Origin of the sequence: Thiomonas arsenitoxydans (assembly GCF_000253115.1) — a bacterium.
Lineage (GTDB): Bacteria > Pseudomonadota > Gammaproteobacteria > Burkholderiales > Burkholderiaceae_C > Thiomonas > Thiomonas arsenitoxydans.
In genome coordinates this window covers 3,350,001-3,376,838 of sequence record NC_014145.1, presented here as the reverse complement: position 1 = coordinate 3,376,838, position 26,838 = coordinate 3,350,001, and the positions used below count along the sequence as shown (strand labels likewise).

Genomic DNA, 26,838 nt, shown 5'->3' with positions numbered 1-26,838 from the left:
GAGTAGGAGGTCAAGCCGTGAAGAAAATATCTTTTTATTTCAAGCATATAGAAAACTGTCGTTATGACATAACGCCAGTTCGTAACGTCGTCACCCAGGTCACCTCTTTCATTCCGCACGCGAGCTCGACCTGGGAGCTCACTATGAATCCGACTTACGAACAACTCAACCTTAGACTTCAACAGCATTTTGGCATTGACGCGGCCTGCGCCGACCAAAAATCCGCGACGCAGCAGTACCGCAATCATCTCTCCACCCTGCACGCTTTTTTGGCATCCGTGGGCAAGACGTTGGATGGACGCGTCGGCACCGAGCTTGGCAGTGGTTTCGACGCAGCTGTGCGCGCCTATACCGCTCAGCTATCGGTTTCTCCGCGCACACGACGGGACCGACGGAGCCATCTTCGGCTCATCCTGCGTGTGTACCAAGAGGCGATGCAAACCTCGCGGCCAGCATCGTCGCCGACCTCGCTCAGTCTCGCGCTGCGTGCCGAAATCAGCAAAACGGGGATGGCCCCCAAGGCGCTATCTCGCCAAGTCGGTGTGAGCCCCTCCGCCCTGCAGCGCTGGCTGCGCGGCGCTTTGCCAAATCGTCGCGGCATTCCCACGCTGCGTCGGCTGGAGGCCCGATTGGGGCTGCAGCGGGACCACTTGGTCGCCATGCTGCCCAAGGAAGGGGGGGGGACAGATGACGTGGCCGTACCGCCCATTGAATACCGAGAGCGCGCGCGCCACTTGCGGCAGACCGCGCTGACCATTTCGGTGTCCGAGCTCTCAGCGCGCTACCTCGAAGAGTGGTGGTCTCTGTATGAATACAAGACTTGCGCGATGCCTAGTCTTGAGCGGCATCCACGCGGAGTCTGGCGCTGTATTCCGGTGGCACACCATAGGCCTGCGGGAGAGTTCAGTGTTCGCGGCGGCATGGTCTCCCCTACGGCCGATATCGCATTCGAACGGCTCCGGTCGTTTTTCGGGGTGTTGAGTCGATTGCCTCATCGGGATGGGGGTTTGCCTACGGAATGCGAGCGTACGCAAACTCTTGCTTGGTGCGCCCATCCCCTCGCGCTCTCGGCGTACCTTGACTATCTGACGCGGCGCTCAGCAGGGCTGCGCCACAATGGCCATCGCACCTTTTGTACCTTTGTCGCTGCATTGCTGCGTCCGAAGACCGGGTTTCTGTGGCAGCAGCCCGATTACAGACTGCGCTTGCCGGTTGCACTGCAGCCCGTCGATGCAGAAGGCTGGCAGCGCATGTGCGAGCGAAGTGAGCGGCTGCTCACGGATTACAAACGCACTTCGACCGATTTGAGTCGCGACCCCAAGGCGCCGATTGCGAATCTGCTCGCCCAGGAACAGCCGCTGAAGCCTCTTCTTGATGCCATCGAACGCATCGAGCAAGCCGCAGCCGCAGCGCCGCCTGGGGGATTGACGGAGGCGCGACTGCGGCGGGATGCGCTGCTCATCAGCATGTTGCTGTCCAATCCGCTTCGCGTCCGGGCGTTCATCACGATGACTTGGAAATCTGATGGAACGGGTGTGCTTCGCGGCTCGAGTACTGCGGGCTGGCGCATCCATTTGCAGCCGACGCACCTCAAAAACGGCGCCTCCAAGGGCGGGAAAGACTATTCCGTTCGCCTCGCAAAATGGATTCAACCGCGGCTGGAAGCCTATCTCGAGGAGTACCGGGGTACGCTTCTCCAGGGACGCGAGAGTCCCTATCTCTTTGTGTCGTCCGGCGGTCCTGGCATGTGGGGAGGCATGCAACGGCATCTGGCAAAAATGTCAGCCAGATACATTCCTGGAAGCCCTGGATTTGGTCCGCACGCGTACCGGCACCTCGTCGCGACAAACTGGCTGCAGCAGCACCCCAATGACTACCTGACCGTTGCTGAGCTGCTCAACGACAAGTTGGAGACTGTGCTGGCGAACTACGCGCACCTGAAGCGCGATATGAGTTTTTCGCGCTATGAAGAGCACGTGCAAGATTTGCTGAAGACGCCCGGCTCCGGGCGCTGAGTAAGGACAATAGGCAGCCGCACGACAGGTCTTGCTTGGTATCCGGTTTGTCGTGCGGCCGCGCGGCGTCGCTAGCGCTCAATCCGCCGATGCTGTCGACGCCTCAATCTGCAAAATCGGCATCGACCGATGGTCCTGGGGCCCACCCGGCCACACGTGCATCCACGCCGGCCCATATATGGACGCGCTTTGCCGCAATAAAAACGACGGTCCATGAAAATCCACCGCCTCAAATCCGGCGTGGCGCTGCAATGCCATGCGCAGACCCGGGTTGACCACACTCTCGACGAGAATGCGCCCGTCGTTGAGGGCAGCGCACAGTTGCAGATAACGCCAAAACCACCTGCGCCGCTGTAGCTTGAGCGGGATTTCAACATTGGCGACGGTGAGCATGTCGTTCAATATCCGCCTTGGTGCGATTTCAAGACGCGTGTCGTAGCGAAGGTAGGCGTAGAAGCCCCCATAGCTCAGCGACGCCCGGTCAATGGAGCTGCCGCGCTTGCAAGAGTCGATGAACGCGATGGTCTGCGCTTCGATAGATGGCAATTTCGGCGGGCGACGCGGCATCATGCAGCCCTCCTGCCGGAGTTCACAGCAATCACGTTCGCGGTCTTGGAGGCAGCAGTGACCGGCGCGGGCGGCATCTCTGCAGCGAGATATCGAGCCGGCATCGCCTCCGGGTTCATCGGTCGACCGTGCAATTTGGTGACGGCGTCGTCCGGGCGCAGATTGACGTAGCGCATCAGCTGCGAGTCCGTCTTGTGTCCGGTAATCAGTTTCAAGATTGGTACGTTTCCGTCCAGCTCGAGGGCGTAGCGGGTCGCCGCGGTATGACGTAGGTCGTGACCGCGCGCATCCTCAATGGCGGCGGCTTTACGCGCCGTTGCCCACGCCTTCTTCAGCGCTTCATACGTTGTGGGAAGAAGGGGGCGGTCCGCGTCGGGATAGCCATCTTGTTCATAGAGCTGGCGCAAAATCTGCATTGCTCCCGGAGACAGGGGAACGTCGCGCGGGCCAACCTTGCTGTCCTTGAGATGCAATATGCAGCGTTGCCAGTTGAGATTGCCCCAAGTCGCGTGCAACAACGGTTCGGACGAACGCATCGAGGATTCGAGGAGCAACGCGAAGGCCGGCAGGGCATGCCGATTGTCGTAAGACGCGAGCGCCCGCAGCATCGCGTTCCACTCGCCCTGCGTCAGGACGCGATTGCGCGCCGACTCAGTTTTCGCCCGGTCGATGCCCGATGCTGGATTTGTGACCGGTTCGGCCCAGTTCCAATATTTTTTTGCGTAATTGAAAAGCCGACTCAGTTGGGCGATTTCGAGGCGCACATCGTCGCCGCCTTTGCCGTCTTTTTCCATGGCGTTGGCGAGGTACTGGACGTCAGCTCGAGTGATTTTCGAGAAGGTCTTGCAGGCGAGCTTGCGCCTCACCGCGTCTGACCGCGCCGAGGCTTGCGCCTGGGTTGCGCGATGGGCTTTGAGGCTGTTTGGAATCACCGGCTGTTGCGCCTCGTCAATATGGACTAGCCACTGCTGACCGTCGGTCGGCTGCGCCGGTTTGCGCAAGACGATGCGGGGCAGCCCGGCTGCCCGCAGGTACCGGTTAATCCGCCGCGCATCTTGCTCGGCGCCTTTGAGGCGCGGCAATTTTTCGCGCGCATAGTCGAGGAGCGCGGCCGCCAAGCTGGTGCGCTGGGGGCCGAACTTCGCGGGCGCTCCGGACTTCTGGATGGCTGTCGTGTGCTCTTGGGCGGCGCGCTTGGCGGCTTCTGCCGTCGGGTAGCCGCTGAGAAAAATGTCCTCGTCTTGGATGCGCACACGGACCGACCAACGACTGCCGCGCTTGAAGGGCTTAGCCATGTCGCACCTCCCCTAGGGTCGCTACGGGAGGGTTCAAATCATTGGGAAAAACACTGCGGTTCATCATCAACTCCTGTGGTGGAGTGATGTCTAGGACCGGGTTTCCTTAAACCGCACGAAGACGCTTTAAGGCGCAATCATCCGCAGGTCCGCGCAGCCGATTTCCGAGGCCAGTGGCACAAAATTTGGCACAAAAAACAAAGCCCCGCGGTTTGGGCGGGGCTAAGTTGTTGATTGTGTTGGTGGCCAGGGGCGGAATCGAACCGTCGACACGCGGATTTTCAATCCGCTGCTCTACCAACTGAGCTACCTGGCCAAAATTTCAGAAGCTGCCAGCGCAAAAGCGATTTTTCGGAGCGCAGCATTTTCGAAAAACGAATATCCTAGCAAAATTTTTCAGGGCACTCGCAATGTCCGGCTCGCGGCGGCTTATTCGGCGGAGGGGTCCAGATGCGCAGTGGCCTCGTCGTCCTGGACGGACGAGGGTTCATTTCTGTTGCGAGAACCGCGGCCGAGATCGACTCCGAGTTGTTTGATCTTGCGATAGAGGTGCGTGCGTTCGAGCCCGGTTTTTTCGGCCACGCGGGTCATGCTGCCGTTTTCGCGTGTGAGGTGAAATTCGAAATAGGCGCGTTCGAATTCATCGCGCGCTTCGCGCAAGGGGCGGTCGAGCAGGAAGGCGCGTTCTGCGGGCAGGGCCACGGGTTGCTGCGCCTGCACGGCGCTGACGCCGGGCATGACCGCGAGCGGTGATGCGGGGTTGACGCCGCTGGCGCTGCGGGCCACAGGTTTGGTGAGCGCTTGCGAGACGGATTGCAGGAGCTTCTGCAGGGCAATGGGCTTTTCGAGAAAGGCCATGGCGCCGATGCGCGTGGCTTCTACGGCGTGGTCGATGGTGCCGTGACCGGACATCATGATGACCGGCATGGTGAGCTGTCCGCTGCTGGACCATTCTTTGAGCAGGGTGACGCCGTCGGTATCGGGCATCCAGATATCGAGCAGCACGAGGTCGGGCCGGGCCTGGGCGCGCAGCTGTCGGGCCTGCGCGGCGTTTTCGGCCAGCGATACGGTGTGCCCTTCGTCATTGAGAATTTCCGAGAGCAGCTCCCGAATTCCCATCTCATCGTCAACTACCAAAATACTTGCCATACCGACTCACTCTCATGCTTGCCGCTGGGGCGCATCCACAGAATGTTGTTGCGCCAGCCCGGGGAATATAAGGGAAACGCGTGCACCGCAAACCGACCCCTCTGACTGCAGGTTCTGAATCTCGATGCGGGCGTGGTGTTCCTCTGCGATTTTTTTCACCACGGCCAGACCCAGACCGGTGCCACGCGGCTTGCTGGTGACATAGGGCTCGAAGGCGCGGTTGAGGATTTTGTCGCTGAACCCTGGGCCGTTGTCGCTCACGCTCAGACGCACGCGCAGGGCGGCGCCAGACGGTGTCGGCAGGGCCTCGGTGCGGATGCGCACCTTGCGCTCGGGCTGTGCGGCGACCGCATCAATGGCGTTTTGCAGCAGGTTGTGAATGACCTGCCGCAGCTGCGTGGCGTTGCCGAGAATGTGGGGCAGATCGGCAGCCAGGTCGGCCCTTACCTGCGGCTTTTCTTCGGGGCTGGCGCCATCGTGTGCGGGCAGGCTGGTGTAGAGATTGAGCACGTCTTGGATGAGTGCGTTGAGGTTCATGGCCTCGGGTTTGCCGGCCGGCAGACGCGCGTAGTCGCGGAAGTCGTTGACCATGTGCTGCATGGCCTGAACCTGGTTGACGATCGTGGTGGTGCTGCGTTGGAGCATGTCGCGATCGGCGCCTTCGAGTTTGGCGGCCAGCTTCATCTGCAGGCGCTCGGCCGAGAGCTGGATGGGCGTGAGCGGGTTCTTGATTTCGTGCGCCAGTCGCCTGGCGACTTCGGCCCAGGCGAGCGAGCGCTGTGCGGAGATGACCTCGGAGATGTCGTCGAACACAACGACCGATGCGGGCTGTCCGGGCAAGGCCAGCCGGGCGCCCCGGGCCAGCAAGGTGATGGTGGCGTCGCTGCCCGGCAGCGGGTACTCGATCTGCTGCAGCCAGTGCGGGCTGGGTCCGGCATCCTCTTGTTCGTCGAGCGAAGTAAAGGCATCGGCGATGGTCTGCGCCAGGGCCTGCAGGCTGGGGTGCTGATTCAGCGGCTGGCCGATCAGGCCTTGCAGCGGCGCGCGCAGCAGCCGGGTGGCGCTGGGGTTGGCCAGGGCTAGCCGCTGATCGCTGCCCAGGACGAGCACGCCCGTGCTGAGGTTGTCGAGCACGCTTTGCAGATAAGCGCGCGACGCTTCTAGTGCGTCGTGATTGAACTGCACCTGCGCCCGGGCTTCGGCGAGCTGGTTGGTCATGGCGTTGAACGAGCGCACCAGCACGCCGAGCTCGTCATTGCGCTGGAAGTTGGGCTTCTGCCGCAGGTCCCCTTCGGCCACGGCCTTCATGCCGTCGGCCAGCAGCAGCAGCGGCTTGGCCAACTGGTTGCCCAGCACCACAGCCAGCAGCACCGCCAGGAACACGGCGAGGAACAGCGTGAGTGTGAGGGTGGAGATGTACATGCGCTTCAGGCCTTCACGACCCAGCGCGCGCTCCTGATATTCGCCATACGCGCGCTGCACTTCGAGGGCGCTGCTGGAGATGGCTTGCGGCACGTTCTGGATGAGTTGCAGATAGCGCCCATGCCCGGGCAGGACGAAATGGCGCGTGGGCAGGCTGACCACCACCCGCAGCTTCAGCGTTTGTGGGGTCTGACTAGCGCCGTCGTCGCCGCCTTCGATGTCGGCAATGGAGCCCATGGTGCGCAGTTGCCGCATGCTGTTTGGGCCGGGCAGATCGGGCACCAGCGAGAACGGGTTTCCGCCCGCGGTGACGAGCACCGTGCCATTGCCATCGAACACGGTGATCTGTTGCAGCCCGAGTTGCTGCCGAAGCTGCTCCATCGAGAGCGGAGACAGCAGGGTCGGGTCGTCGGCGATCTGTACCGACAGGTTGCGGGCCTTGGACTGCAGATCGTTCTGCAGCACATTGAGCGTGGTACGCCCCAGGTTCAGGCCCGCACTGAGCGCGCCCTCCACCTTGACGTCGAACCAGGTTTCGATACTGCGGGCGACGAATTGGTAAGACACGGTGTAGATCACCACCCCGGGCAGCACGCCGACCAAGGCGAACACCGCGGCGAGTTTGAACAGCAGACGGCTGCCGAAGCGCCGTTTGTGCAGGCGCCAGCCCAGCCGCAGACCGAGTGCCAGCACGACCAGCAGCAACACCCCCGCCACGACAAAATTGATCCAGTACAGCCAGGCAAAGAATGGGCTGGGCTGCCCCGTGTTGTCGGTTGATACCGCCAGCAGAAAAACCAGGAACACCGCCAGCGGCAGGCCCAGCGCCAGCGCCATGCGCGTGGCCCAGCGCGAGGTGCGACTGTCCCAGGCATTGCTGCTCGGCCGGGTCATGGCGTCCACACGAACGGTTGCGGCGGAAAGGTCGCTTCGATTTTCCAGTCCGACTGAGAAGAGACATTGAGCTGAAACGGCCGTGGCAACTGCGACAGATCGAGCTTGAACCGCGCATCGAGTTGGTAGGTCTGACCGGCCGTGAGCTGTGAGGGTTCGGCCACGCGCAGGTGCCGGGTGCGCTGCACCACGCCCAGCGCCTCGTCGAGACTGTCATAGTTCTGCTGCAGACCGCCCACGGAGACGCGGTAGCGTTGTAGCAGCGGCTGATAGGCCAGCCGCACTTCACGCCGGGCCTGAGCGATGTCCTCGTTGAACCAGTACCAACGCGGGCGCACCACCGTGACCACGGTCTCGAAATAAAGCGCAATGCCGCGGTGAAGCACGTCTTCAAGGCTGCGCGGCAAGGCGAACACGGCGGCCGTGGTGACAAACAAGCCCTCCGGGCTCATGGTCAGCATGAGCGGTTCGGTATCGACCGTGGTGGCCCGGGCTCGCGAGATCAGGCTGACACCTGCGGCCAGCGCCAAGCCGTTGCGCAGCAGCTTGCGGCGCATGGGGTCGGGGGAGGCGGGGCGGGTTTTCACGATGCTTTGGTGAACAGGGCGTAGAAGAACCCGTCTTGCGAATGAATCGCAGCGCCAGGGCCGGGTTCATCCCCGGTCTGATCGGGCGCGGGTTCCTGCGGCAACAACTGCCCCGGCGCGGGCGATGCTATCGCATCGGCATAGCGGGCGAGGAAGGCCCGGGCCTGCTCCACCCCCTCCTGCGGGAACACCGAGCAGGTGACATAAAGCAGTTTTCCGCCAGGCCGCAGCAGCGGCCAGAGCGCGTCGAGCAGCGCGGCTTGCGTGGCCGCGAGCGCGGGGATGTCGGCGGCACGGCGCAGCCAGCGGATGTCGGGGTGGCGGCGGGCGATGCCCGAGGCGCTGCAGGGCGCGTCGAGCAGAATGCGGTCGAAGGGCTGTCCGTCCCACCAGGTGGCTGGATGGGCGGCGTCGGCGGCGAGGGTGCGCGCCTGCAGGCCGAGGCGGTCTAGGGTGTCTTCCACCCGACGCAAACGCTGAGCGTCTTTGTCGAGGGCGAGCAGGTCGCAATCGCAGCGTTCGAGCAGATGCGCGGTCTTGCCGCCCGGCGCGGCGCAGGCGTCGAGCACGCGCTGGCCCGGCTGGACGTCGAGCAGCGCGGCGGCGTATTGCGCGGCGGCGTCTTGCACGCTCACCCAGCCGCGCTCGAAGCCGGGCAGGCGCTCAACCGCCACCGCCTGCTTCAGAATGAGCGCTTGGTCGAGCAGGGGGTCGTCAGGCGCCGTGCACGGCAGCCCGCACGCAGCGAGCGCGGCCTGATAGGCGGTGCGCGACTGAAGACGGGGGTTCACCCGCAGGGTCATGGCAGGCTGTCGCTGCGCGACCTCGAGCACGCTTTGCCAGTCGGCGGGATAGGCCGACTGCAGGGCCTGCACCCACCAGTCCGGATGATTCCATCTCGCCTCCAGGGTGCTCATTCGCACCGCTTCGATGTCGGCTGTCCGGCTCACAAAGCGCCGCAGCAAGGCGTTGGCAAACCCTTGGGCATGGCGCAGCGAAGGCGTGCGCTTGCATGCTTCGACAGCCTGATTGACCACGGTGTGTGCGGCGTAGTGCGCGGGGGCATCCGGCAGCAGCAGCGCCAACGCGGTCTGCAAGACATCGCGCAGCAGGGGCGGGTGGATCGGCTTGGGCTGCAGATCGGCCAGCAAGGCCCGCGCTGTGCCGAGATGGCGCAAGACGGCAAAGCTCAGCGCCTGCGCGGCGCCGCGCTGGCTGGCATCCCACTTGCCGCGTGTTGCGGCCTGGGGCAAGGCGGTGGAAAGTGAAGCGCCCGCCTTTACCGCGCCAATCAATTGCGCGCAAGCGATCAGATCGCGCCACAAGGGGCGCTGGGCGGACGGAACGGTGGGTTGAGAAGGGGAGGTCACCGGCACATTATCGGTGCAGCCTCCCGCTGGATGAGCCGTTTGAACGGCGAAGGCTCAAGGGCAGATGTAGGCGTAGCCCTCACGGTATTGCAGATTGGCGGCCTCGGCCACGCCGGAAGGCACGATGGTGGCATCGAGCAGCACGCGATCTTTAGGGATTTTGCGCGAGGTCAGGGTGTTGTTGCACACGCGGAACGACACGCCCTGCGCCGCGAGGCCGCCGATTAACCCGGCGAACTCGGCGCCTTTGCCATCGACCGCGCCATTGAGCATGAAATCAATCCCGGCCCCATTGCCGACGACCACGATTTTCGCCGTGGGGTCTGCCGCCAGATGGTTGCGTACATTGCCCAGGCAGCGCGAGCCTTGTGCGTCGCCCTGTGTGACGTGATAGACGACTTTCACGGGTCCTTCCTTGTCTGCGCGGCCTTGCGCGCGAGCGGTGGTGCTGACCATGAGTGCCGCGGCGCCAACGGTTGCCGCAGCCAGTGCCTTGCGGCGATTGGGGGTGTTCTCCATTTGTCTCCTCCTTGGGATGGTTGTCGCGTTGCGCTCTGATGGCGTTGCCGCGAAAAAAGATAGGGCCGACTTCAAATCGGCTTTGTCATGATGCCTGTGAACCACGCACCGCACAATCCGGGCAAGCACAGACCCTGCGGCGCGTGGGTGTGTGATCAGGACAAGGTGTCGCGCCAGATATTGGTGGCCCACGCCTCGGCGTAGTGCGACTCGACGTCGGACAGCCCTGCCGAGATGCCGCCTGAACCGGGAACGGTGAGATAGGTCTTTTCCTTCTCGTTGTACTGGTGCACCGTGGCGACGTGAATCGCCCGGTCGAAGCTCACCATGCTGTAGCAGGTGTTCATCACCACCGGATGGTTGTTGACCGGCTGGTCGTAAAGCATGGACACAATGGCCGCCGCGGCGACCTTGGCGTGCTGGTTGGCCATGTGGCCCGACTTGGGCATCAGCGGCGAGATCTGGATGGAGTCGCCGAGCACGTGGATGTCTTTGTGTACCGACGATTCGAAAGTTTTATAGTCCACCGCGCACCAGCGGCCGTTCATATTGGCCAGGCCGGTTTGCTGCGCGATGACCCCCGCGCGCTGCTGCGGAATGACGTTGAGCACGTCGGCCTTGACCGGGTTGTCCACTTCGAACTCGACTTCCATCGTCTGCGCGTTCACCCCCACCACGTTGCGGTCGGGCACGTACTCCACCATGCCCGCATACATCTCGGCCCAGGCTTTTTTGAACAGCGGCTCCTTCGATTGCACCTTGTCGTTGGCGTCGAAAATGATGACCTTGGACTTGGGCTTGTGCTTTTTGAAGTAGGCGGCCACCAGCGTGGCGCGCTCATAAGGGCCGGGCGGGCAGCGGAACGGGGCTTTGGGCACCGACAGGGCGAACACGCCGCCGTCGGGCATGGACTCGATCTGCTGGCGCAGCGCCACGGTCTCGGGGCCGGCCTTCATGGAAATGAGCAGCTTGCCCGCTTCATTCGCGGCTTTCAGTCCCTTGACCGTATCGAACATCAGATCGATGCCGGGCGAGACCACGAGCTTGTCGTACTTCAACGTATCGCCGTTGGCGAGCTTCACGGTGTGGGCGGCAGGATCGATGCTTTCCACCATGCTCTTGACCCATTTCACGCCATGCCGCGTGCGCAGGGCGTCGTAGGAGGTGGTGATGTCCTGCATCGACTTGGCGCCGGCGATGACCAGATTGGAAACAGGGCAGGAGATGAAGGCATCGCCCGGATCGACCACCGTCACCTCGATGGCGTTGCCCGACCAGTCACGGATGTATTTGGCCGCAGTCGAGCCGCCATAACCGGCGCCGACGATGACGACCTTGCCTTTGCCCGCGGCGCTGCGGGTGGTGCTGGCGCAGCCCGACAGCGCGGGTGCGAGACCGATGGCGCCCACAGTGGCGGCGCCTGCCAGGAATTTGCGACGGGATTGCATGGCGTGTGCGTCCTTACTGTTTTTGCTGCGAGAAATAGGTGGCGATGAGCGCGATCTGCTCGTCGGTATAGCCCTTTGCGATCTGCGGCATGATGGTGCCGGTGCGTTTGCCCGTCTTGTATTCCGCCATGGTCTCCACGATCGACGCCGAGGTGCGCCCGGCCAGTGAGGGAATGGCTGCGGTGGACACGCCATGCGGCCCGTGGCAGTTGAAGCAGGTGGCGGCCAGCGCCTGGCTCGGCGTGACCAGATCGGCCGCTTGCACCGCGCCCGTGGCGCAGAGCAGGGACGTCGTCAACAACAGTTTGCGCAACATTCGATGCCTCCTTGATGGGGGTTTAGCTGCAGACCAGAAGACATCAAAAGTCTTTGATCTAAAGCAAAAGGTAGCGAAATGTAGCAAATGGATACATTCGGGTGAACCAGCAGGAATTTGCCACGCTTGAGCGCTGTCAATACCAGGGTGCGTAGGCGAGCGGCTGTGTGATCCGGGTCACACAATTCGAGCGGGCGCTGCCAGCCGAGAGGTGGCAACCTGCCGCTGAAGCCGTCTCGTGGATCGACTCAGGGCTTGATGTAGTACCAGCCCTCGGACTGCAGCTTGACCAGCTCATAAACCCCGGCCGGAACCACCGTCGCTTCGAGGACCAGTTCGCTTTGCGGAATTTTGAGAAAGGTCAGGGTGTTGTTGCAGGCCTTGAACTGCACGCCCTGATTGGCTAAATCGCCGATCATCCCGGAGAACAGCGCGCCTTGCGGCGTTTTGGCGCCGTTGAGCAGAAAGTGAATGGCCTTGCCGTAACCCACCACGATGAACTGCATCTTGGGGTCGAGTTCCAGCACGTTCTGGATATTGATCAGCCCCTCATAGGCCTGCTCCAGGCTGTCGCTGATTTGAAACGCCACTTTCCACGGCTCGCTGGAAATCTGCTGCGCTGCCACCGGCCCTTGCGTCTGCGCCTGCGCGAGCTGGGCGCCACCCAGGCCAATGAGGCCTGCGCCGAGCAGTCTGATGCGGTCGCGTGGATTCATGGAGGTCTCCTCGATTTTTGGGTCAGGCTGACGTGTGCGGATGGGTGCGCCGCGTGTGCAGATGATGCAGGCTCCAGTGCTGGCGCTCAGCCAGCCAGCGGTACAGCCAATACCCCACCAGGGTGACGAACACCAGCGCCAGAGTATTGAAAAACACCGCTCCGGGCAGGATGGCCAGCAGCTCGAAGCCGTTGAAGTCGCGCCATTTCACCACCGCGGTGAGCAAGGCGCTGAGCACGCCGAAACCCGCGCCAATGGCGGCATTGATGCGCAGCAGGGTGGGCAGGGTGAGAACGGCGGTTTCGATCTGGGGGGAAGTCATGAGTGATGGAGAAAAAATCAGTTGCGCACTTCGCCGTCGCCCAGCACCACCCACTTCACGCTGGTCAGGCCTTCCAGGCCCACTGGGCCGCGGGCGTGAAACTTGTCGGTGGAAATGCCGATTTCCGCGCCCAGGCCATATTCGAACCCGTCAGCGAACCGCGTCGAGGCGTTCACCATGACGCTGGCCGAATCGACCTCGCGCAAAAACTGCATGGCGCGGGGGTGATCGCGGGTGAGAATGGCGTCGGTGTGCTGCGAGCCGTAGCGGTTGATGTGGGCGATGGCTTCATCCACCCCCTTCACCAATTTGATGGAGATGATGGGCGCGAGGTACTCGGCGCTCCAGTCGGCCTCGGTGGCATCACGCAGCAGCGGTGCGGCGCCAGGCACGGCAGCGAGCAGGGCGCGGCTGGCCGGGCAGCAGCGCATTTCCACGCCCTTGCGCACGAACGCGGCGCCGATGCGCGGCAGGAAATCAGCGGCCATATCGCGGGCGACCAGCAAGGACTCGGCTGCGTTGCACGGGCTGTAGCGCTGGGTCTTGGCGTTTTCTGTCACGCGAACGGCCATGTCGAGATCGGCGCCGCTGTCCACATACACATGGCAGTTGCCATCGAGATGCTTGATGACCGGCACCCGCGCTTCGGCGCTGATGCGCTCAATCAGCCCCTTGCCGCCGCGCGGAATGATGACGTCGACGAATTGCGGCATGGTGATGAGCGCCCCCACGGCGGCACGGTCGGTGGTCGGCACTAGTTGCACCGCGTCGGCGGGCAGACCCGCAGTCCGCAACGCCTGCGCCACCAGATCGGCCAGCGCGCGGTTGCTGTGTATGGCTTCTGAGCCGCCGCGCAGAATGACCGCGTTGCCGCTCTTGATGGCGAGCGACGCGGCCTCGATGGTGACATTGGGCCGACTCTCGTAAATCATGCCGAACACGCCCAGCGGCACCCGCATCTGCCCCACGCTGATACCGCTGGGTCGGCGGCGCACGCCGTCAATGCCGCCGATCGGGTCGGCCAGCGCGGCGACCTGCTCGCAGCTTTGCGCCATCTGCTCGACCACCTTATCGCTCAGGGTGAGACGATCGACGAACGCCGCTTCCAGCCCGGCTTCGCGCGCTGCGTGCAGGTCGCGCAGATTGGCGTCCTGCAGGGCGGGGCGATGCGCCCGGATGGCCGCAGCCAGCGCGACCAGCGCACGATCTTTCGCCGCGGTTGATGCCCGGGCCATGTCGCGCGAGGCGGCGCGAGCACGAGCTCCGAGGTCGGCCATCAGGGTGTGAATCTGTTCAGAAGAAGCGTCCATGAAACTGTAAATAAAGCAGAAGTTTCAAAATTCGGGCCGACAAACGATACTCAAGGTCATGCAATCCTAATAAGCTATTCAGGTCGCCCAAGCGAGATGCAATTGTGCGCTAAGGGGGCTGAACTTGCTGAACTGAATTATCGACCAAGGAGTGAATCATGGGACTGTTCGATAGCGTGGCTGGGGGTTTGGGGCAGATGCTGGGAGGCCAGCAGGCCCAGGGCGCAGCGGGGGACAACCCGATGCTGCAGGTGGTCATGGGGCTGATGAACAACAGCGGCGGTCTGAGTGGTCTGCTGGATAAGTTCCAGCAGGGCGGCCTGGGCGATCTGGTGCAGTCGTGGGTGGGCACGGGCTCGAATCTGCCGATTTCGGCCGAGCAGATTCAGCAGGTGCTGGGCAGCGGCGCACTGGGCGATATTGCCAGCAAACTTGGCATTCAGCCGGAACAGGCCGCAGGGGAGTTGTCGCAGGCGCTGCCCGATGTGGTGGACAAACTCACGCCGGGTGGCCAGTTGCCGGCCGAGGGCGATCTGATGGCGACCGCGCAGCAGATGCTGGGCAAGCTGCTGGGTTGAAGCCCCGGTAATGTTTTGACGCAGATTCGATCAGACCAGCAATCGCATTTCTGATCGATATCGACAGAAGGCGTTTGTTCATTCCGCCAACCGCCTTTAGACTTCTCCTCAACCCTGACAGGGTTTTCCCGCAACGGCAATCGTCATTTGCCGCGCAATATGAAACCCTGCACCGACTTGAGAGGAGTCTCCCCATGCGTCAATTCATCCCGATGCGCCGAGTGCTGGCCGTGGCCACGCTCGGCGCCTTGTTTTGGGCCGCGCCTGCGAGCTGGGCTGCCGCCCCGCCTGAAGCGGCGTCCTGCATCGCCTGTCACGGCGCCGATGGCATGGGCAATGCGGCTGCGGGCTATCCGCGTCTGGCGGGTCTGCCCGAGCAATATCTAGCCGATCAACTGCGCTATTTCGCCGACGGCACGCGCAACAACGCCATCATGTCCGGCATGGCCAAACCGCTGAGTGCAGCGCAGGTCACCGCACTGGCGACTTATTACTCCAAGCTCAAGCCCAGCGGCAAACCCGCGCCCATGCCAACCGGAGCGGCGGCGGCCGAGGGTGAGCGGCTGGCGCTGCGCGGCGATTGGGAAAAAGGCATTCCCGCCTGTATCCGCTGCCATGGCCCGGGAGCGGTTGGCGTGGGTGAGAACTTCCCCGCTCTGGTCGGCCAGAGCGCCGCCTATATCGAGGCGCAGATCAAGGCCTGGAAGGATGGCAGCCGCAGCGGCGATCCGCTGGGCCTGATGCACACCGTCGCCTTGCGCATGACCGATGCGCAAACGCAGGCCGTGGCGCAATGGCTCGCGGCGCAGCCCCTGAGTCCTGCCCAATCGGCTGCCAAGTCCGCCTCGGCAAAACATTGATCGGAGCGCACCATGACACGCAAACAAACCCCTATGACGCTGGCGCTGTGCGCGCTTGGTCTATTTGCCGCTTCTGCGGCTTCGGCCTTGGCGGCCGATGCGCCGATGGCGCCTCCGAAGTCGGAAATCAATGCGGCGGTGGGCACAGGCGCCCAATTCACCCCGCCGCCAGAGTCGGCCATTCCCGATGATGATTTCGGCAAAATGGTCAAGCTCGGGCGTGACATCATGCTCGACACGCCCAAATACGCGAAAGACTTTGTCGGCAACACCCTGAGCTGTGTGAACTGCCATACCGACGCCGGCCGCATGGCGGGCTCAGCGCCGCTATGGGCGGCGTATGTCAGCTATCCCGCTTATCGCGGCAAGAACAAAAAGGTCAACACCTTCGAGGAGCGCCTGCAAGGCTGCTTCAAGTTCAGCCAAAACGGCAAGGCGCCCCCCTTGGGCAGCAAAACCCTGGTGGCGCTGGAGAGCTATTCCTACTGGCTTTCCAAGGGGCTGCCGGTCGATGAAAAAGTGGCGGGGCGCGGTTACCCGAACCTGCCCGAGCCGCAGCAGGCGCCCGACTATGTGCGGGGTCAGAAGGTGTACGAGGCCAAGTGCATTTTGTGTCACGCCGCCAATGGAGAGGGGCAGTACGTCAACGGCGAAACCGTGTTTCCGCCGCTGTGGGGGCCCAAGTCGTTCAACTGGGGCGCGGGCATGGGCAGCTACAAAAACGCGGCCAAGTTTATTTACGCCAATATGCCCTACGGCATGAGCTATAGCCTGAGCCCGCAGGAGGCCTGGGACGTCGCCTATTTCATGGACGCGCACGAGCGCCCGCAAGACCCGCGTTGGCAGGGCAGCGTGGCGGCCACCCGTGCCAAGTTCCACGACAGCAAGTTCAGCCTGTACGGCACCAAGGTCAACGGCAAGCTGCTGGGCGACATCGGGGCGCCCAAACCTCGCTGATTGTTCAGCGGATTCATCGCTGAGTGATCGTCGAGCTCCGCCTGATGTCCGTGACGACGCCCTGCTTCTGCGGGGCGTTGCGCTTTCAGGGGGCTGCGTCGCGCGGCTCGATGTTTTTGAAAAACCGCTGATACAAAACCAGATAGGCGGCCTGAAACGTGGCCGCCACAAAAAACGGCGCGATCAGCCAGCCCAGGTGCAGCATAACCCCGGCAATCAAAGGCCCAATGGCGCGCGGAATCTGGATGGACACATTGTTGACCGTTGCGGCCAGACCGCGCCGATCCGCGCCCGTCAGGCTCACCGTCAGTGCCTGACGCACGCCCATAGTGCCTTGATTCGCGGTGGCGCGCAGGGCGTAAAAACCGGCTGCGATCGAGAACACCGGCGACAAAGGCGTGAGCACCAGCATGATCAGCCCCATCGTGCGCATGCCGACGACGGCCCGCACCGCGCCGAAGCGCTGCGCCAGGCGGCTTGCGATCTGCGCGCCGAAAGCGGCGAAAACAAAGCTCACCGCCATGGCCGGCCCAATGCTGGCCGGCCCGTGCCCGTAGCGCACCAGATACCAATAGGCCATCAGCGGGGCGACCATGCCGATGCCCAGGCCGTTGAGCGCGTTCACCAATCCGAGCCGCCAGAGCAAGGCGTTTTCGCGCAGGTGACGGGCTTGGCGATCCGCCTGATCTTGGTCTTCGGGAACCGTTGCCAGGGCCAGCGGACGAGCTTCAGGGTTTGCCGCTGTGGGGGCGTCTTCGGCTTTCAGCAGCAGAAAAAACCCTATCGCCGAGCCCAGCAGCGGCAGGATGAATAGGCTGCGGTAAGCCCAATCCGTCGGCATGAGGGCGCTGAGCCAATGGGGTGCAGCGCCCAACACAGCGCCCAGCGCCATGCCGAGCATGCCCAGTGTGGAGTTCAGGCTGAAAATCTGTGAGCGCAGCGCGGGCGGCGTGCCGTGGGCCAGCCACGATTGCTCCAGCGGCCCGAACGGACCGGCGGCTCCATTGGCGCCGCGGCCAAATCCGCCCAGCAAGGCCGCGGGCACCAGCAGCCAGGGTGTGGCTGCGAGCAGGGCCACCGCCGCGCAAACGACGAGAACCAGCTCGTATCCCAACAGGAACTGGCGTCGCCCGAGCCGGTCGCTCAACGGTCCGATCCACAGCGTGAGTGCCGCGCCGATGAACAGCCCGCCGCTGAGCACCGCGCCGATCTGCGGCGCGTTCCAGTTCAGCGTGTGCAGGTACAGGGTGAAGGCGGCGACCAGCGCGCCCTGACCGATGCTCCGCGCAGTGCGGGCGAGGATGATGCGCCGCGCCGCTGGAGAAATCTGCGCCCAGGCGCTGCGCTTGTGGTTGAACGCGTCACCGGGCCGCTGGGTGAACGCTTCGGGCGCTGCAGTCTGCATTTTCCCGCTGCGCTTATTCCGGCGCAGCACCTGTTGTGGTTGCGGCCGTCGCCACGCGGGTGTCGCGAATTTCCACGGTGCGCGCCTGTTGCGGCGGCTTGGCCGCCGAGCCTGCGGGGGCGGCCATGTAATGCTTGATCTGGGCAATCACAGCCGGCTTGTCCCAATCTTCCGGCCCCATGGTGCGGGCGATCTCTTCGCCCTGCTTGTTGATCAGGATGGTCGTCGGCGTGCCCAGAATGCTCAGGGTGTCGAGCACCTGGGTGGTGGGGTCGACGTAGATCGGCAGATGACTGATGAAGTTGTCGTCGTAAAAGCTTTTCACGGTGTAGATGCCGCCCTTGTCCACCGACAGCGGCACGACGGCGAAGTTTTTGCCGCCGAGCAGCTTTTGCAGTTTGTCCAGCGTGGGCATTTCGTGGACGCAGGGCGGGCACCAAGTCGCCCAGATATTGAGCAGCACGACCTTGCCCTTGAAATCCGCCAAGGTCATGTGTTTGCCCTGCGCGTTTTCGAAAGTGACCTGAGACAGCGGCAACTTGTGCGCTGTGGGGTAGGGGGTAAAGGTGAATCCCGCCGCCCAGGAAGTGGGCGCGCAAGCGGCGCAGAACACGATTGCTGCGCTGGCGCGGCGCAAAAAAACGGTAAGAGACTGCATGAAACGGCTCCAACAAATGAAATGACCACGCCATCGGCGGCGGCTGACGCCGACATCCCGACGTCATCACGCAGACGGCGCGGGCGTGGCGAACGATGACAACATAGCCGGGCCACGCTTAGGGCGACGTAACGGGTTGTAGTGCCTGTTCGGCGTATGGTGGCATCTTTGCTGACCCGCTTACGCCATGCCCGCCTTATTCGATCTGCAACTGGCGCACCTCGTTCTCGCGGTGCATCTGGGCGTGATTGTGTTCAACGTGGCCGGTCTGATCGTCGTGCCGCTGGGCGCATGGCGGCGCTGGCGCTGGGTGCGCGGCTGCGTCTGGCGCGCAGCGCATCTGCTGTCGATGGCGGTGGTGGCGGCGCAGGCAGCGCTGGGGCGTGCCTGCTTTCTCACCTTGTGGCAAAGCGCGCTGATGCAAGACGCCGGACAGCGCGGCTATACCGCAGGCCTGATCCAGACCTGGATCGATCATTTGATTTTCTGGAATCTGCCCCTGGCGGTGTTCACCGTCATCTATCTGGCCGTGGGGGCCTACACCCTGGCGCTGTGGTGGTGGGTGCCGCCGCGCTGCAGGCGGGTCAGGGCCCAGCCCAGCAGCAAGGCGAACGCCGCCAGCAGCACCTCGGGCCAGTCGCCGTAGCGTGAGGCCAGCCGGGCGAAGGGCGTCAGTCCCGCGTGCCCCTGCACCGAGCCGGTCAGTACCCCGACGGTGTAGGGCGGCAACTCGGCGGCGACCTGGCCGTGGGCGTTGATGATGGCAGTGGCGCCCGTATTGGTGGCGCGAATGCCGGGGATCTGGAATTCCAGCGAACGCATGCGCGCGATTTCCAGATGCTGCGGGATGATGATGGTGTTGCCGAACCAGCCAAGATTGGTCAGGTTGGCGAACACATTCGGCGCGTGCGCGGGGTTGCGAAAGCGCTGCGCCATCTGCGCGCCGAAAAGATCTTCGTAGCAAATGTTCGGCGCCACTTTCACGCCCCGCACCACAAAGGGCGGCTGATCGAGCCCACCGCGCGCAAAGCTGCCCAGCGGCATGTCCATCAGTTTGACAAACCAGTGAAAACCGTAGGGCACGAATTCGCCAAACGGCACCAGATGCGATTTGTCATAGCGATAGGGCGCAGCGCCCCCCAGTCCCAGCACGCTATTGGTGTATTGATCGGCGCCGCGGGTGAGCGGAATGCCCAGCAACGCGGCGGTGTGGTGCTCGCGTAGCGCCCGCTCGATCTGCCGCAGATAGCCGGGGTCGAGATCTTCGGGCAGCACGGGCACGGCGGTTTCCGGCGTGACGATGAGATTGGCTTTGAGTGAACTCAGCCAGTCGCCGTAGAGCTGCAGCGTGGGCCCCAGTGTTTCAGGCTTGAATTTTTCCGACTGGGCGACATCGCCCTGGAGCAAGGCGACTTTGAGCGTCGGGCCCACCGCATGCGTCCAGCGCACCTGCTGCAATTGCAAGCCGCCGAGAAAAAGCGCCACCAGCAGACCCAGACTGACCAGCGCACCCCGCAGACTCACTTGCGAGAGCAGCGCCAACAGCGCGGCGGCCAATGCGGCGGCGAAGTTCACGCCGTACTGGCCGATCACCGGAGCGTAGCCCGAGAGCGGGTTGCCGACCTGGGCATAGCCCAGGGCCAGCCACGGAAATCCGGTGAACAGCGTGCCGCGCAACCATTCCGCCAGCGTCCACCCTCCGGCCAACGCCAGCGCGGCGCCGATGGCGCGGGCCAGCTTCCAGGGCTCGCGTCCTGCCGCGGGGGCGAGTGCGGCTGCAAGTGCAGCGGCCAGCGTGGGGTAGAGGGCGAGATAGGCACAGAACAACAGCAAGGCGCCGCCCGCAATCGGTGGCGCCATGCCGCCATACACCGCCATACTGATATAAAGCCACCACAGTCCGCCCGTGAACCAGCCTAGCCCGAGACTGAAGCCGAGCAAGGCGCCGCGCTTGGCCCGGTCTTTCGGGAGGGTCTGCGTATCGGCCCACAGCAGGCTGATCCAGGCGGCCAGAATGACGATTGACCATCCGCCGAGCTGCGGCCGCCCGAAGGTCTGGGCGAGCAACACGCCCAGCACGATGGAGACAAACGGCGCGCACCGGGGTTGAGTGAATTGGCGCAGCAGACCGCGCGGCAGGGCGCTGGCGGTTGCGCTCTGGGTATCGCGTTTGGCGGGACGTTCGGACATAAGGGGGTGAGAAGCCTGAAAGGGCGGAGTGGGCAGCGCCCGCACTTTATCCTGCGGGCATTTCGCTGCCGTCGGCGTAGGGGTCGGAAATACCGAAGCGTTGCAACACTGTCACCTCCTGACGTTCCATCTTTTGTGCCTCTCGCTCGGTCTGATGATCCCAGCCCTGCGCGTGCAGCAGACCGTGTATGACCAGATGGGCGTAGTGCGCCCCGAGCGGCTTGTGCTGCGCCAGCGCTTCGCCAGCGACCACGGGGCAGCACAGCACGATGTCGGCCTGAACCGGCCAGTGGTTGTAATCGAAGGTCAGCACATTGGTGGGGTAATCCTTGCCGCGATAGGCCCGGTTGAGCGCCCTGCCTTCGTCAGCAGCCACAAAACGCAAGGTGATCTGATGCGCCTCAGACAGCGCCCCGGCCTGTGGTAGAGCATCGAGACTCTCAGGGCCCACGCGCAAGGCGGCGCGAACCCAGCGCAGCAGCAGGGCGCGCGGCAACTGATCGCGGTGCGTCGTATCGGCGAACTGCACCGAAAGCCGCAACGCAGGTTTCGTGGGGCGTGCAGCGCGAGTCATGCGGAGCGCGGCGGCCGTCGACGGGATGAGGTGGCGCTGATCAAATCGCCTGCGCTCGCGCCGGACGGCGGCTCGCCTTTCAGCGCGACGTCATGCGCATCGTAGGCATCAACGATGCGCGCCACCAGCGGGTGCCGAACCACGTCCTGGCTGGTGAACGAGTTGAAGGCGATGCCGCGCACCTCGGCCAACACCTTCTGGGCTTGCGCCAGACCGCTTTGCGTTCCGCGCGGCAAGTCCACCTGGCTGACGTCGCCGGTGATGACGGCGCGCGAACCGAAGCCGATGCGGGTGAGGAACATTTTCATCTGCTCAGGCGTGGTGTTCTGCGCCTCATCCAGAATAATGAACGACTGGTTGAGGGTGCGCCCGCGCATGAAAGCCAGCGGCGCGATCTCGATGGCGCCGCGTTCGAATAACTTTTGCGTCTTTTCCATGCCGAGCAGGTCGTACAACGCGTCGTACAAAGGTCGCAGATACGGGTCGATCTTCTGGGCCAGATCGCCGGGCAAGAAACCGAGCCGCTCCCCAGCTTCGACCGCGGGGCGCGTCAGCACTAGGCGGGTGATGGCGTGACGCTCCAGCGCATCGACGGCGCAGGCCACCGCGAGAAAGGTTTTGCCCGTGCCCGCCGGGCCTATGCCAAAGGTGATGTCGTGCTGAAGAATGTTGCGGATGTACTGAACCTGATTAGGCGTGCGGCCGTGCAGACTTTCCCGGCGGGTGTAGAGCACCGGCTCGTCGTCGGCCGCGGTGAGTTTGGGGCGCTGCCCTTGTGCGGCTTGCACCAGTTCGAGCTGGATGTCTTCCAGGCTGAAGCGCGCGTCGGCCCGTACCCACAGCGTTTGCAGCAGATCGAGTGCGCGCCCGGCGGCGGCGCTTTCGCCCTCGATGCTCACGGTGTCGGCACGACGCGACAGGCGGACGTCGAACGCGACCTCGATCTGCCTGAGGTTTTCATCCAGCGGGCCGCAGAGCTGGGCAAGGCGGGCATTGTCGGGCGGGGAAAAAGTGTGTCGAAGTTGCACGGGCGAGTTGGGCATGGGGACGAATAAGGTTGCACAGCCGATGGCTGCACAAATCCCCGCATTCAGGGGCGTGAGTTGATAGTATCGGGCTGATGCCGACATTGTCTGCTCGGCGCAAGAATCAGAAACGGAAGCCGATGAGCACCATGCAATGCGCTTTGGTCGTCGATGACCTTCCCGCTGTGCGGGCCGGGTTTGTTGAATTGCTGCGCGAAAACTATCCCGGCGTGCGCATTTTCGAGGCGGGCCGCATGGCCGACGCCATGCAGATTCTGCAGCGCGAGCCCGTCGACCTGCTGCTGGTCGATCTGGGCCTGCCCGATGCCAGCGGCCTGGAATTGATCCGCACCCTCACGGAAACCCGCCCCCAGGCCCGCTCTGTCGTGGTCACCATCTTCGACGACGACGACCATCTCTTCCCCGCGCTGCAAGCGGGCGCCTTCGGTTATTTGCTCAAAGATCGCCCAAAAATCGAGTTGCGTGCCCAACTTCGACGTATCCAGGATGGCGAGCCACCCTTGTCGCCCAGTATTGCCCGTCGCATGGTGCAGCATTTCACCCATCTGCACCGCACGATGTCGGCTCCTTCTTCCAATCTGCCGCAAGAAGAACACATTGCGCTCACCGAGCGCGAGAGCGAGGTGCTGCAACTGGTGGGTAAGGGTTACACCCTGCCAGAAATTGCTGTTCAGCTCGGCCTGTCCAGACATACTGTGGCCGACTACGTCAAACAGATCTACCGCAAGCTCAACATCTCTTCGCGCGCTGAAGCTGCTCTGGAGGCTGTGCGGCGCGGTTTGGTGCGCTGAATCCTGCTCCCTTTGGCTCTTCGCTCTTTCCTGGAAATTCGCTATGTCGTTCAACCCGATGTCGACCGATCAGTCCGAGTGCTATCTGAATGGCGTTTTTCAGCCGCTTGCTCAATGCCAGGTATCCGTACTTGATCGTGGTTTCATCTTTGGGGACGGGGTCTATGAGGTGATTCCCGTTTATGGCAGGCGGGTTTTCCGGGCCGATGATCACCTGGCAAGACTGTCACGCAGCCTAGACGCTGTGGGTATCAAGAATCCCAGTCAGGCCAACGACTGGCTGGCGCTGGTACGGGAGCTTATCGCGCGCAACGCCCCGGACGATCAGTGCATCTATATACAAGTCACCCGTGGCGTGGCCAAGCGCGATCATGCGTTTCCCCAAGGTGTCGAGCCGACCGTGTTCATGATGAGCTTTCCGTTTCCGCACGTGCCCGAACAAAAGCGCGCCCAAGGTGTGGCCTGCATCACGGCGCCCGATCTACGCTGGAGAAACGCGCATATCAAATCGATCTCGCTTCTCGGCAACGTCTTGGCCCGGCAACTCTCTGTTGAGAGTGACGCCACTGAAACCGTTCTCATCAGAGACGGGCTGTTGACCGAAGCCTCGGCTTCAAATGTCTGGTTGGTGCGCAACGGCCGACTGGCGGCCCCCCTTCGGGATCACGACAAGCTGGAAGGCATCCGTGTCGGATTACTGCAAGAGCTGTGCGGCGAAATTGGAGTCAAACTCGAATTTCGCCCCATCTCCGAGTGGGAGCTGCGCTGCGCCGACGAAATTTTGCTCACCTCCGCAACAAAAGAGGTGCTCTCCGTCGCGACACTGGATGGCAAGGCAGTGGGCCAAGGCAAGCCCGGGCCAGTGGCGACCGCACTCTACAGTGCCTACCAAGAAGCCAAGAAAAGCCAGTCTCATTAGCCGTAGTCAGCGTTCAAACTCCCTGGCAATGAGGGACTTTCACCGGGCTGCCACGAAAGTGCTTGACAGGCCGTTTCGCCCCATGCACAATCTCATCTCTCGGCGCTAACCGCGCCAAGCAGTCAAGCAGAATACAGAATAACCTTCTGCTTGACAGGGAATTAAAAATAGTGCAATAATTGATGTCTTCGCTGCAAAAAAGCAGCGACCGAAGCAAAGAAAAGAATAAAACCTTTCGCTTGACTCGGGATTAAAAGTAGTGCAATAATTGATGTCTTCGCTGCAAACGCAGCAAACGCCTAAATAGGCGGGCTCATTAAGAAATCAACCGATAAGCGTGGGCGTTTGGCTTGATGCAAATATACCAAACGCTCATATGAAGTACGGAAATTTTCCGTAATTCCTTGAGTGTGCATTGTTCGCAATGCAAAAATGATCGAACTATAGAGTTTGATCCTGGCTCAGATTGAACGCTAGCGGCATGCTTTACACATGCAAGTCGAACGGCAGCGCGGGGTAACCTGGCGGCGAGTGGCGAACGGGTGAGTAATACATCGGAACGTGCCCTGTGATGGGGGATAACTACGCGAAAGCGTAGCTAATACCGCATACGACCTACGGGTGAAAGTGGGGGATCGCAAGACCTCACGTCATAGGAGCGGCCGATGGCGGATTAGCTAGTTGGTGAGGTAAAGGCTTACCAAGGCAACGATCCGTAGCTGGTCTGAGAGGACGACCAGCCACACTGGGACTGAGACACGGCCCAGACTCCTACGGGAGGCAGCAGTGGGGAATCTTGGACAATGGGGGCAACCCTGATCCAGCAATGCCGCGTGTGGGATGAAGGCCTTCGGGTTGTAAACCACTTTTGGCGGGGGCGAAATATCGAGTGCTAATACCATTCGGTGATGACGGTACCCGCAGAATAAGCACCGGCTAACTACGTGCCAGCAGCCGCGGTAATACGTAGGGTGCAAGCGTTAATCGGAATTACTGGGCGTAAAGCGTGCGCAGGCGGTTAGGTAAGACAGATGTGAAATTCCCGGGCTCAACCTGGGAACTGCATTTGTGACTGCCTGACTAGAGTGCGGCAGAGGGGAGTGGAATTCCGCGTGTAGCAGTGAAATGCGTAGATATGCGGAGGAACACCGATGGCGAAGGCAACTCCCTGGGCCTGCACTGACGCTCATGCACGAAAGCGTGGGGAGCAAACAGGATTAGATACCCTGGTAGTCCACGCCCTAAACGATGTCGACTAGTTGTTGGACGGGTTACTGTTCAGTAACGAAGCTAACGCGTGAAGTCGACCGCCTGGGGAGTACGGCCGCAAGGTTAAAACTCAAAGGAATTGACGGGGACCCGCACAAGCGGTGGATGATGTGGTTTAATTCGATGCAACGCGAAAAACCTTACCTACCCTTGACATGCCAGGAACTTACCAGAGATGGTTTGGTGCTCGAAAGAGAGCCTGGACACAGGTGCTGCATGGCTGTCGTCAGCTCGTGTCGTGAGATGTTGGGTTAAGTCCCGCAACGAGCGCAACCCTTGTCATTAGTTGCTACGCAAGAGCACTCTAATGAGACCGCCGGTGACAAACCGGAGGAAGGTGGGGATGACGTCAAGTCCTCATGGCCCTTATGGGTAGGGCTACACACGTCATACAATGGGCGGTACAGAGGGTTGCCAACCCGCGAGGGGGAGCCAATCCCTTAAAACCGCTCGTAGTCCGGATTGTAGTCTGCAACTCGACTGCATGAAGTCGGAATCGCTAGTAATCGCGGATCAGCTTGCCGCGGTGAATACGTTCCCGGGTCTTGTACACACCGCCCGTCACACCATGGAAGTGGGGTTTACCAGAAGTAGTTAGCTTAACCGCAAGGGGGGCGATTACCACGGTAGGCTTCATGACTGGGGTGAAGTCGTAACAAGGTAGCCGTATCGGAAGGTGCGGCTGGATCACCTCCTTTCTAGAGACGCATCAAGTCGAGCGCTCACACTTATCGGTTGTCAACGTTGATGGTGGTTGCGATACCGAACTTCGTGGCCCAAGCGGGTCTGTAGCTCAGTCGGTTAGAGCACCGTCTTGATAAGGCGGGGGTCGTTGGTTCGAATCCAACCAGACCCACCAGAACTGGAGTTTACCCTGGGGGTGTAGCTCAGCTGGGAGAGCACCTGCTTTGCAAGCAGGGGGTCATCGGTTCGATCCCGTTCACCTCCACCAGTCTCCAAAAGAAAATCAATTTTCTTTTGATGAAACCATCGTTGTGTTCTTTAACAATTCAAAAGCTGATATTTGTATGATGAAAGTCATACATTGCGATTGCATCGCAAATATGAGTTCAATCCTATTTGACCAGTGGTCAAAATTATAGGATCAAGCGACTAAGTGCATACGGTGGATGCCTTGGCGACTACAGGCGATGAAGGACGTTGTAGCCTGCGATAAGCTGCGGTGAGCTGGCAAACAAGCTTTGACCCGCAGATTTCCGAATGGGGAAACCCACCCGCAAGGGTATCTTTGACTGAATACATAGGTCATTGAAGCGAACCGGGCGAACTGAAACATCTCAGTAACTCGAGGAAAAGAAATCAACCGAGATTCCGATAGTAGTGGCGAGCGAAATCGGAACAGCCTGCATAATTTAGCATTTGGTATAGCAAAACGACATGGAAAGGTCGGCCACAGAAGGTGATAGCCCTGTATGTAAAATGCCTTATGTAGAACTAAGTATGCGAAAAGTAGGGCGGGACACGTGTAATCCTGTCTGAACATGGGGGGACCATCCTCCAAGGCTAAATACTCGTAGTCGACCGATAGTGAACAAGTACCGTGAGGGAAAGGTGAAAAGAACCCCGGGAGGGGAGTGAAATAGATCCTGAAACCGTATGCATACAAAAAGTCGGAGCCCTACGGGGTGACGGCGTACCTT

24 protein-coding genes, 3 tRNA genes and 2 rRNA genes (1 of these 29 cut by a window edge) are annotated in these 26,838 nt (G+C 61.9%); 11 read left to right on the top strand and 18 right to left on the bottom strand.

Features of this window, described 5'->3' with window-relative positions; genetic code table 11:
• The first annotated feature begins 17 nt into the window (after positions 1–17).
• Positions 18–2,015, top strand: a complete 1,998-nt coding sequence (locus tag THI_RS16030) for a hypothetical protein (protein ID WP_141130635.1) — start codon at positions 18–20, stop codon at positions 2,013–2,015.
• A 78-nt stretch (positions 2,016–2,093) separates the two neighbouring features.
• Here THI_RS16030 and THI_RS16025 read toward each other — a convergent pair whose 3' ends face one another.
• The 13 genes from THI_RS16025 to THI_RS15965 all read right to left on the bottom strand — a co-directional run bounded on the left by THI_RS16025 (position 2,094) and on the right by THI_RS15965 (position 13,930).
• On the bottom strand, positions 2,094–2,585 hold the full coding sequence (locus tag THI_RS16025) for a hypothetical protein (protein ID WP_013107309.1): 492 nt from the start codon (positions 2,583–2,585) through the stop codon (positions 2,094–2,096).
• Entirely contained in the window at positions 2,582–3,877 is a 1,296-nt protein-coding gene (locus tag THI_RS16020) for a tyrosine-type recombinase/integrase (RefSeq protein WP_013107308.1), read from the bottom strand. Before THI_RS16020 ends, THI_RS16025 begins: the two co-directional genes overlap by 4 nt.
• A 240-nt stretch (positions 3,878–4,117) precedes the next feature.
• Positions 4,118–4,193 (bottom strand) — tRNA-Phe (locus THI_RS16015).
• A gap of 113 nt (positions 4,194–4,306) precedes the next feature.
• A complete protein-coding gene (locus THI_RS16010) occupies positions 4,307–5,026 on the bottom strand; it encodes a response regulator (RefSeq protein ID WP_013107307.1) in 720 nt (239 codons plus the stop codon).
• Positions 5,027–5,038: 12 nt separating this feature from the next.
• Positions 5,039–7,342, bottom strand: a complete 2,304-nt coding sequence (locus THI_RS16005; RefSeq protein WP_013107306.1) for a sensor histidine kinase — start codon at positions 7,340–7,342, stop codon at positions 5,039–5,041.
• Complete coding sequence (locus tag THI_RS16000) at positions 7,339–7,929, bottom strand: DUF4390 domain-containing protein (RefSeq protein WP_013107305.1); 591 nt, start codon at positions 7,927–7,929, stop codon at positions 7,339–7,341. The genes THI_RS16005 and THI_RS16000 overlap by 4 nt, the downstream gene beginning before the upstream one ends.
• Positions 7,926–9,305: a 16S rRNA (cytosine(967)-C(5))-methyltransferase RsmB gene (rsmB, locus tag THI_RS15995; RefSeq protein ID WP_013107304.1), complete on the bottom strand. Its 1,380-nt coding sequence runs from the start codon at positions 9,303–9,305 to the stop codon at positions 7,926–7,928. The genes THI_RS16000 and rsmB overlap by 4 nt, the downstream gene beginning before the upstream one ends.
• A gap of 48 nt (positions 9,306–9,353) precedes the next feature.
• A complete protein-coding gene (locus THI_RS15990) occupies positions 9,354–9,818 on the bottom strand; it encodes a DsrE family protein (RefSeq protein WP_013107303.1) in 465 nt (154 codons plus the stop codon).
• Between the two features lie 155 nt (positions 9,819–9,973).
• Positions 9,974–11,266, bottom strand: coding sequence for an NAD(P)/FAD-dependent oxidoreductase (locus tag THI_RS15985; protein ID WP_013107302.1), 1,293 nt, complete (start codon positions 11,264–11,266; stop codon positions 9,974–9,976).
• A gap of 13 nt (positions 11,267–11,279) precedes the next feature.
• Entirely contained in the window at positions 11,280–11,582 is a 303-nt protein-coding gene (locus THI_RS15980) for a c-type cytochrome (RefSeq protein ID WP_013107301.1), read from the bottom strand.
• A 248-nt stretch (positions 11,583–11,830) separates the two neighbouring features.
• Entirely contained in the window at positions 11,831–12,298 is a 468-nt protein-coding gene (locus THI_RS15975; protein ID WP_013107299.1) for a DsrE family protein, read from the bottom strand.
• Between the two features lie 22 nt (positions 12,299–12,320).
• Complete coding sequence (locus THI_RS15970; RefSeq protein WP_013107298.1) at positions 12,321–12,620, bottom strand: hypothetical protein; 300 nt, start codon at positions 12,618–12,620, stop codon at positions 12,321–12,323.
• A gap of 17 nt (positions 12,621–12,637) precedes the next feature.
• Positions 12,638–13,930 (bottom strand): glutamate-5-semialdehyde dehydrogenase, encoded by a 1,293-nt coding sequence (locus THI_RS15965; protein ID WP_013107297.1) that lies wholly within the window; start codon positions 13,928–13,930, stop codon positions 12,638–12,640.
• Positions 13,931–14,088: 158 nt separating this feature from the next.
• Here THI_RS15965 and THI_RS15960 point away from each other — a divergent pair, with 158 nt between their 5' ends.
• From THI_RS15960 to THI_RS15950, 3 genes are all read left to right on the top strand, one after another.
• Complete coding sequence (locus THI_RS15960) at positions 14,089–14,508, top strand: YidB family protein (RefSeq protein WP_013107296.1); 420 nt, start codon at positions 14,089–14,091, stop codon at positions 14,506–14,508.
• Positions 14,509–14,702: 194 nt separating this feature from the next.
• A complete protein-coding gene (locus THI_RS15955) occupies positions 14,703–15,368 on the top strand; it encodes a c-type cytochrome (RefSeq protein WP_013107295.1) in 666 nt (221 codons plus the stop codon).
• 12 nt (positions 15,369–15,380) lie between these two features.
• The gene (locus tag THI_RS15950; RefSeq protein ID WP_050985992.1) at positions 15,381–16,325 is read left to right on the top strand and encodes a c-type cytochrome; all 945 of its coding nucleotides are present in this window, start codon (positions 15,381–15,383) and stop codon (positions 16,323–16,325) included.
• An 85-nt stretch (positions 16,326–16,410) separates the two neighbouring features.
• On the opposite strand, the gene THI_RS15945 is transcribed toward THI_RS15950, so the two are convergent.
• Together THI_RS15945 and THI_RS15940 are read right to left on the bottom strand one after the other, a co-directional pair.
• Positions 16,411–17,730, bottom strand: a complete 1,320-nt coding sequence (locus THI_RS15945; protein WP_013107293.1) for an MFS transporter — start codon at positions 17,728–17,730, stop codon at positions 16,411–16,413.
• Positions 17,731–17,743: 13 nt separating this feature from the next.
• Positions 17,744–18,388: a TlpA family protein disulfide reductase gene (locus THI_RS15940; protein ID WP_013107292.1), complete on the bottom strand. Its 645-nt coding sequence runs from the start codon at positions 18,386–18,388 to the stop codon at positions 17,744–17,746.
• A gap of 187 nt (positions 18,389–18,575) precedes the next feature.
• Here THI_RS15940 and THI_RS18590 point away from each other — a divergent pair, with 187 nt between their 5' ends.
• The gene (locus THI_RS18590; RefSeq protein WP_013107291.1) at positions 18,576–19,034 is read left to right on the top strand and encodes a DUF2784 domain-containing protein; all 459 of its coding nucleotides are present in this window, start codon (positions 18,576–18,578) and stop codon (positions 19,032–19,034) included.
• Here THI_RS18590 and lnt read toward each other — a convergent pair.
• From lnt to THI_RS15920, 3 genes are read right to left on the bottom strand one after another with little or no spacing between them, the layout of a single operon-like run.
• Positions 18,926–20,578 (bottom strand): apolipoprotein N-acyltransferase, encoded by a 1,653-nt coding sequence (gene lnt, locus THI_RS15930; protein ID WP_013107290.1) that lies wholly within the window; start codon positions 20,576–20,578, stop codon positions 18,926–18,928. The genes THI_RS18590 and lnt overlap by 109 nt on opposite strands.
• A gap of 46 nt (positions 20,579–20,624) precedes the next feature.
• Complete coding sequence (gene ybeY / locus THI_RS15925; protein WP_013107289.1) at positions 20,625–21,152, bottom strand: rRNA maturation RNase YbeY; 528 nt, start codon at positions 21,150–21,152, stop codon at positions 20,625–20,627.
• Complete coding sequence (locus THI_RS15920; protein ID WP_013107288.1) at positions 21,149–22,195, bottom strand: PhoH family protein; 1,047 nt, start codon at positions 22,193–22,195, stop codon at positions 21,149–21,151. Before THI_RS15920 ends, ybeY begins: the two co-directional genes overlap by 4 nt.
• A gap of 122 nt (positions 22,196–22,317) precedes the next feature.
• On the opposite strand from THI_RS15920, the gene THI_RS15915 reads away from it, so the two are divergent.
• From THI_RS15915 to THI_RS15890, 6 genes are all read left to right on the top strand, one after another.
• Entirely contained in the window at positions 22,318–22,989 is a 672-nt protein-coding gene (locus THI_RS15915; RefSeq protein WP_013107287.1) for a response regulator, read from the top strand.
• Positions 22,990–23,032: 43 nt separating this feature from the next.
• On the top strand, positions 23,033–23,908 hold the full coding sequence (locus THI_RS15910) for a D-amino acid aminotransferase (protein WP_013107286.1): 876 nt from the start codon (positions 23,033–23,035) through the stop codon (positions 23,906–23,908).
• A 438-nt stretch (positions 23,909–24,346) separates the two neighbouring features.
• Positions 24,347–25,875: ribosomal RNA gene (locus THI_RS15905) — 16S ribosomal RNA — on the top strand.
• Positions 25,876–25,959: 84 nt separating this feature from the next.
• Positions 25,960–26,036, top strand: a tRNA-Ile gene (locus tag THI_RS15900).
• A 17-nt stretch (positions 26,037–26,053) separates the two neighbouring features.
• Positions 26,054–26,129: transfer RNA gene (locus THI_RS15895), tRNA-Ala, on the top strand.
• Positions 26,130–26,280: 151 nt separating this feature from the next.
• Positions 26,281–26,838: ribosomal RNA gene (locus tag THI_RS15890) — 23S ribosomal RNA — on the top strand; it runs 2,316 nt beyond the window's last position.
• Together the 16S and 23S rRNA genes with 2 tRNA genes alongside form the textbook arrangement of a ribosomal RNA operon.

Coding starts and splice junctions, on each gene's coding strand:
- THI_RS15990 (WP_013107303.1), bottom strand. CDS start 9,818: ATGGAGAACACCCCCAATCGCCGCAAGGCACTGGCTGCGGCAACCGTT.
- THI_RS18590 (WP_013107291.1), top strand. CDS start 18,576: ATGCCCGCCTTATTCGATCTGCAACTGGCGCACCTCGTTCTCGCGGTG.
- THI_RS15975 (WP_013107299.1), bottom strand. CDS start 12,298: ATGAATCCACGCGACCGCATCAGACTGCTCGGCGCAGGCCTCATTGGC.
- THI_RS15965 (WP_013107297.1), bottom strand. CDS start 13,930: ATGGACGCTTCTTCTGAACAGATTCACACCCTGATGGCCGACCTCGGA.
- lnt (WP_013107290.1), bottom strand. CDS start 20,578: ATGTCCGAACGTCCCGCCAAACGCGATACCCAGAGCGCAACCGCCAGC.
- THI_RS15960 (WP_013107296.1), top strand. CDS start 14,089: ATGGGACTGTTCGATAGCGTGGCTGGGGGTTTGGGGCAGATGCTGGGA.
- THI_RS15910 (WP_013107286.1), top strand. CDS start 23,033: ATGTCGTTCAACCCGATGTCGACCGATCAGTCCGAGTGCTATCTGAAT.
- THI_RS15985 (WP_013107302.1), bottom strand. CDS start 11,266: ATGCAATCCCGTCGCAAATTCCTGGCAGGCGCCGCCACTGTGGGCGCC.
- THI_RS15915 (WP_013107287.1), top strand. CDS start 22,318: ATGAGCACCATGCAATGCGCTTTGGTCGTCGATGACCTTCCCGCTGTG.
- THI_RS15970 (WP_013107298.1), bottom strand. CDS start 12,620: ATGACTTCCCCCCAGATCGAAACCGCCGTTCTCACCCTGCCCACCCTG.
- THI_RS15950 (WP_050985992.1), top strand. CDS start 15,381: ATGACACGCAAACAAACCCCTATGACGCTGGCGCTGTGCGCGCTTGGT.
- THI_RS16005 (WP_013107306.1), bottom strand. CDS start 7,342: ATGACCCGGCCGAGCAGCAATGCCTGGGACAGTCGCACCTCGCGCTGG.
- THI_RS16010 (WP_013107307.1), bottom strand. CDS start 5,026: ATGGCAAGTATTTTGGTAGTTGACGATGAGATGGGAATTCGGGAGCTG.
- THI_RS15945 (WP_013107293.1), bottom strand. CDS start 17,730: ATGCAGACTGCAGCGCCCGAAGCGTTCACCCAGCGGCCCGGTGACGCG.
- ybeY (WP_013107289.1), bottom strand. CDS start 21,152: ATGACTCGCGCTGCACGCCCCACGAAACCTGCGTTGCGGCTTTCGGTG.
- THI_RS15920 (WP_013107288.1), bottom strand. CDS start 22,195: ATGCCCAACTCGCCCGTGCAACTTCGACACACTTTTTCCCCGCCCGAC.
- THI_RS15940 (WP_013107292.1), bottom strand. CDS start 18,388: ATGCAGTCTCTTACCGTTTTTTTGCGCCGCGCCAGCGCAGCAATCGTG.
- THI_RS16025 (WP_013107309.1), bottom strand. CDS start 2,585: ATGATGCCGCGTCGCCCGCCGAAATTGCCATCTATCGAAGCGCAGACC.
- THI_RS15955 (WP_013107295.1), top strand. CDS start 14,703: ATGCGTCAATTCATCCCGATGCGCCGAGTGCTGGCCGTGGCCACGCTC.
- THI_RS15980 (WP_013107301.1), bottom strand. CDS start 11,582: ATGTTGCGCAAACTGTTGTTGACGACGTCCCTGCTCTGCGCCACGGGC.
- THI_RS16020 (WP_013107308.1), bottom strand. CDS start 3,877: ATGGCTAAGCCCTTCAAGCGCGGCAGTCGTTGGTCGGTCCGTGTGCGC.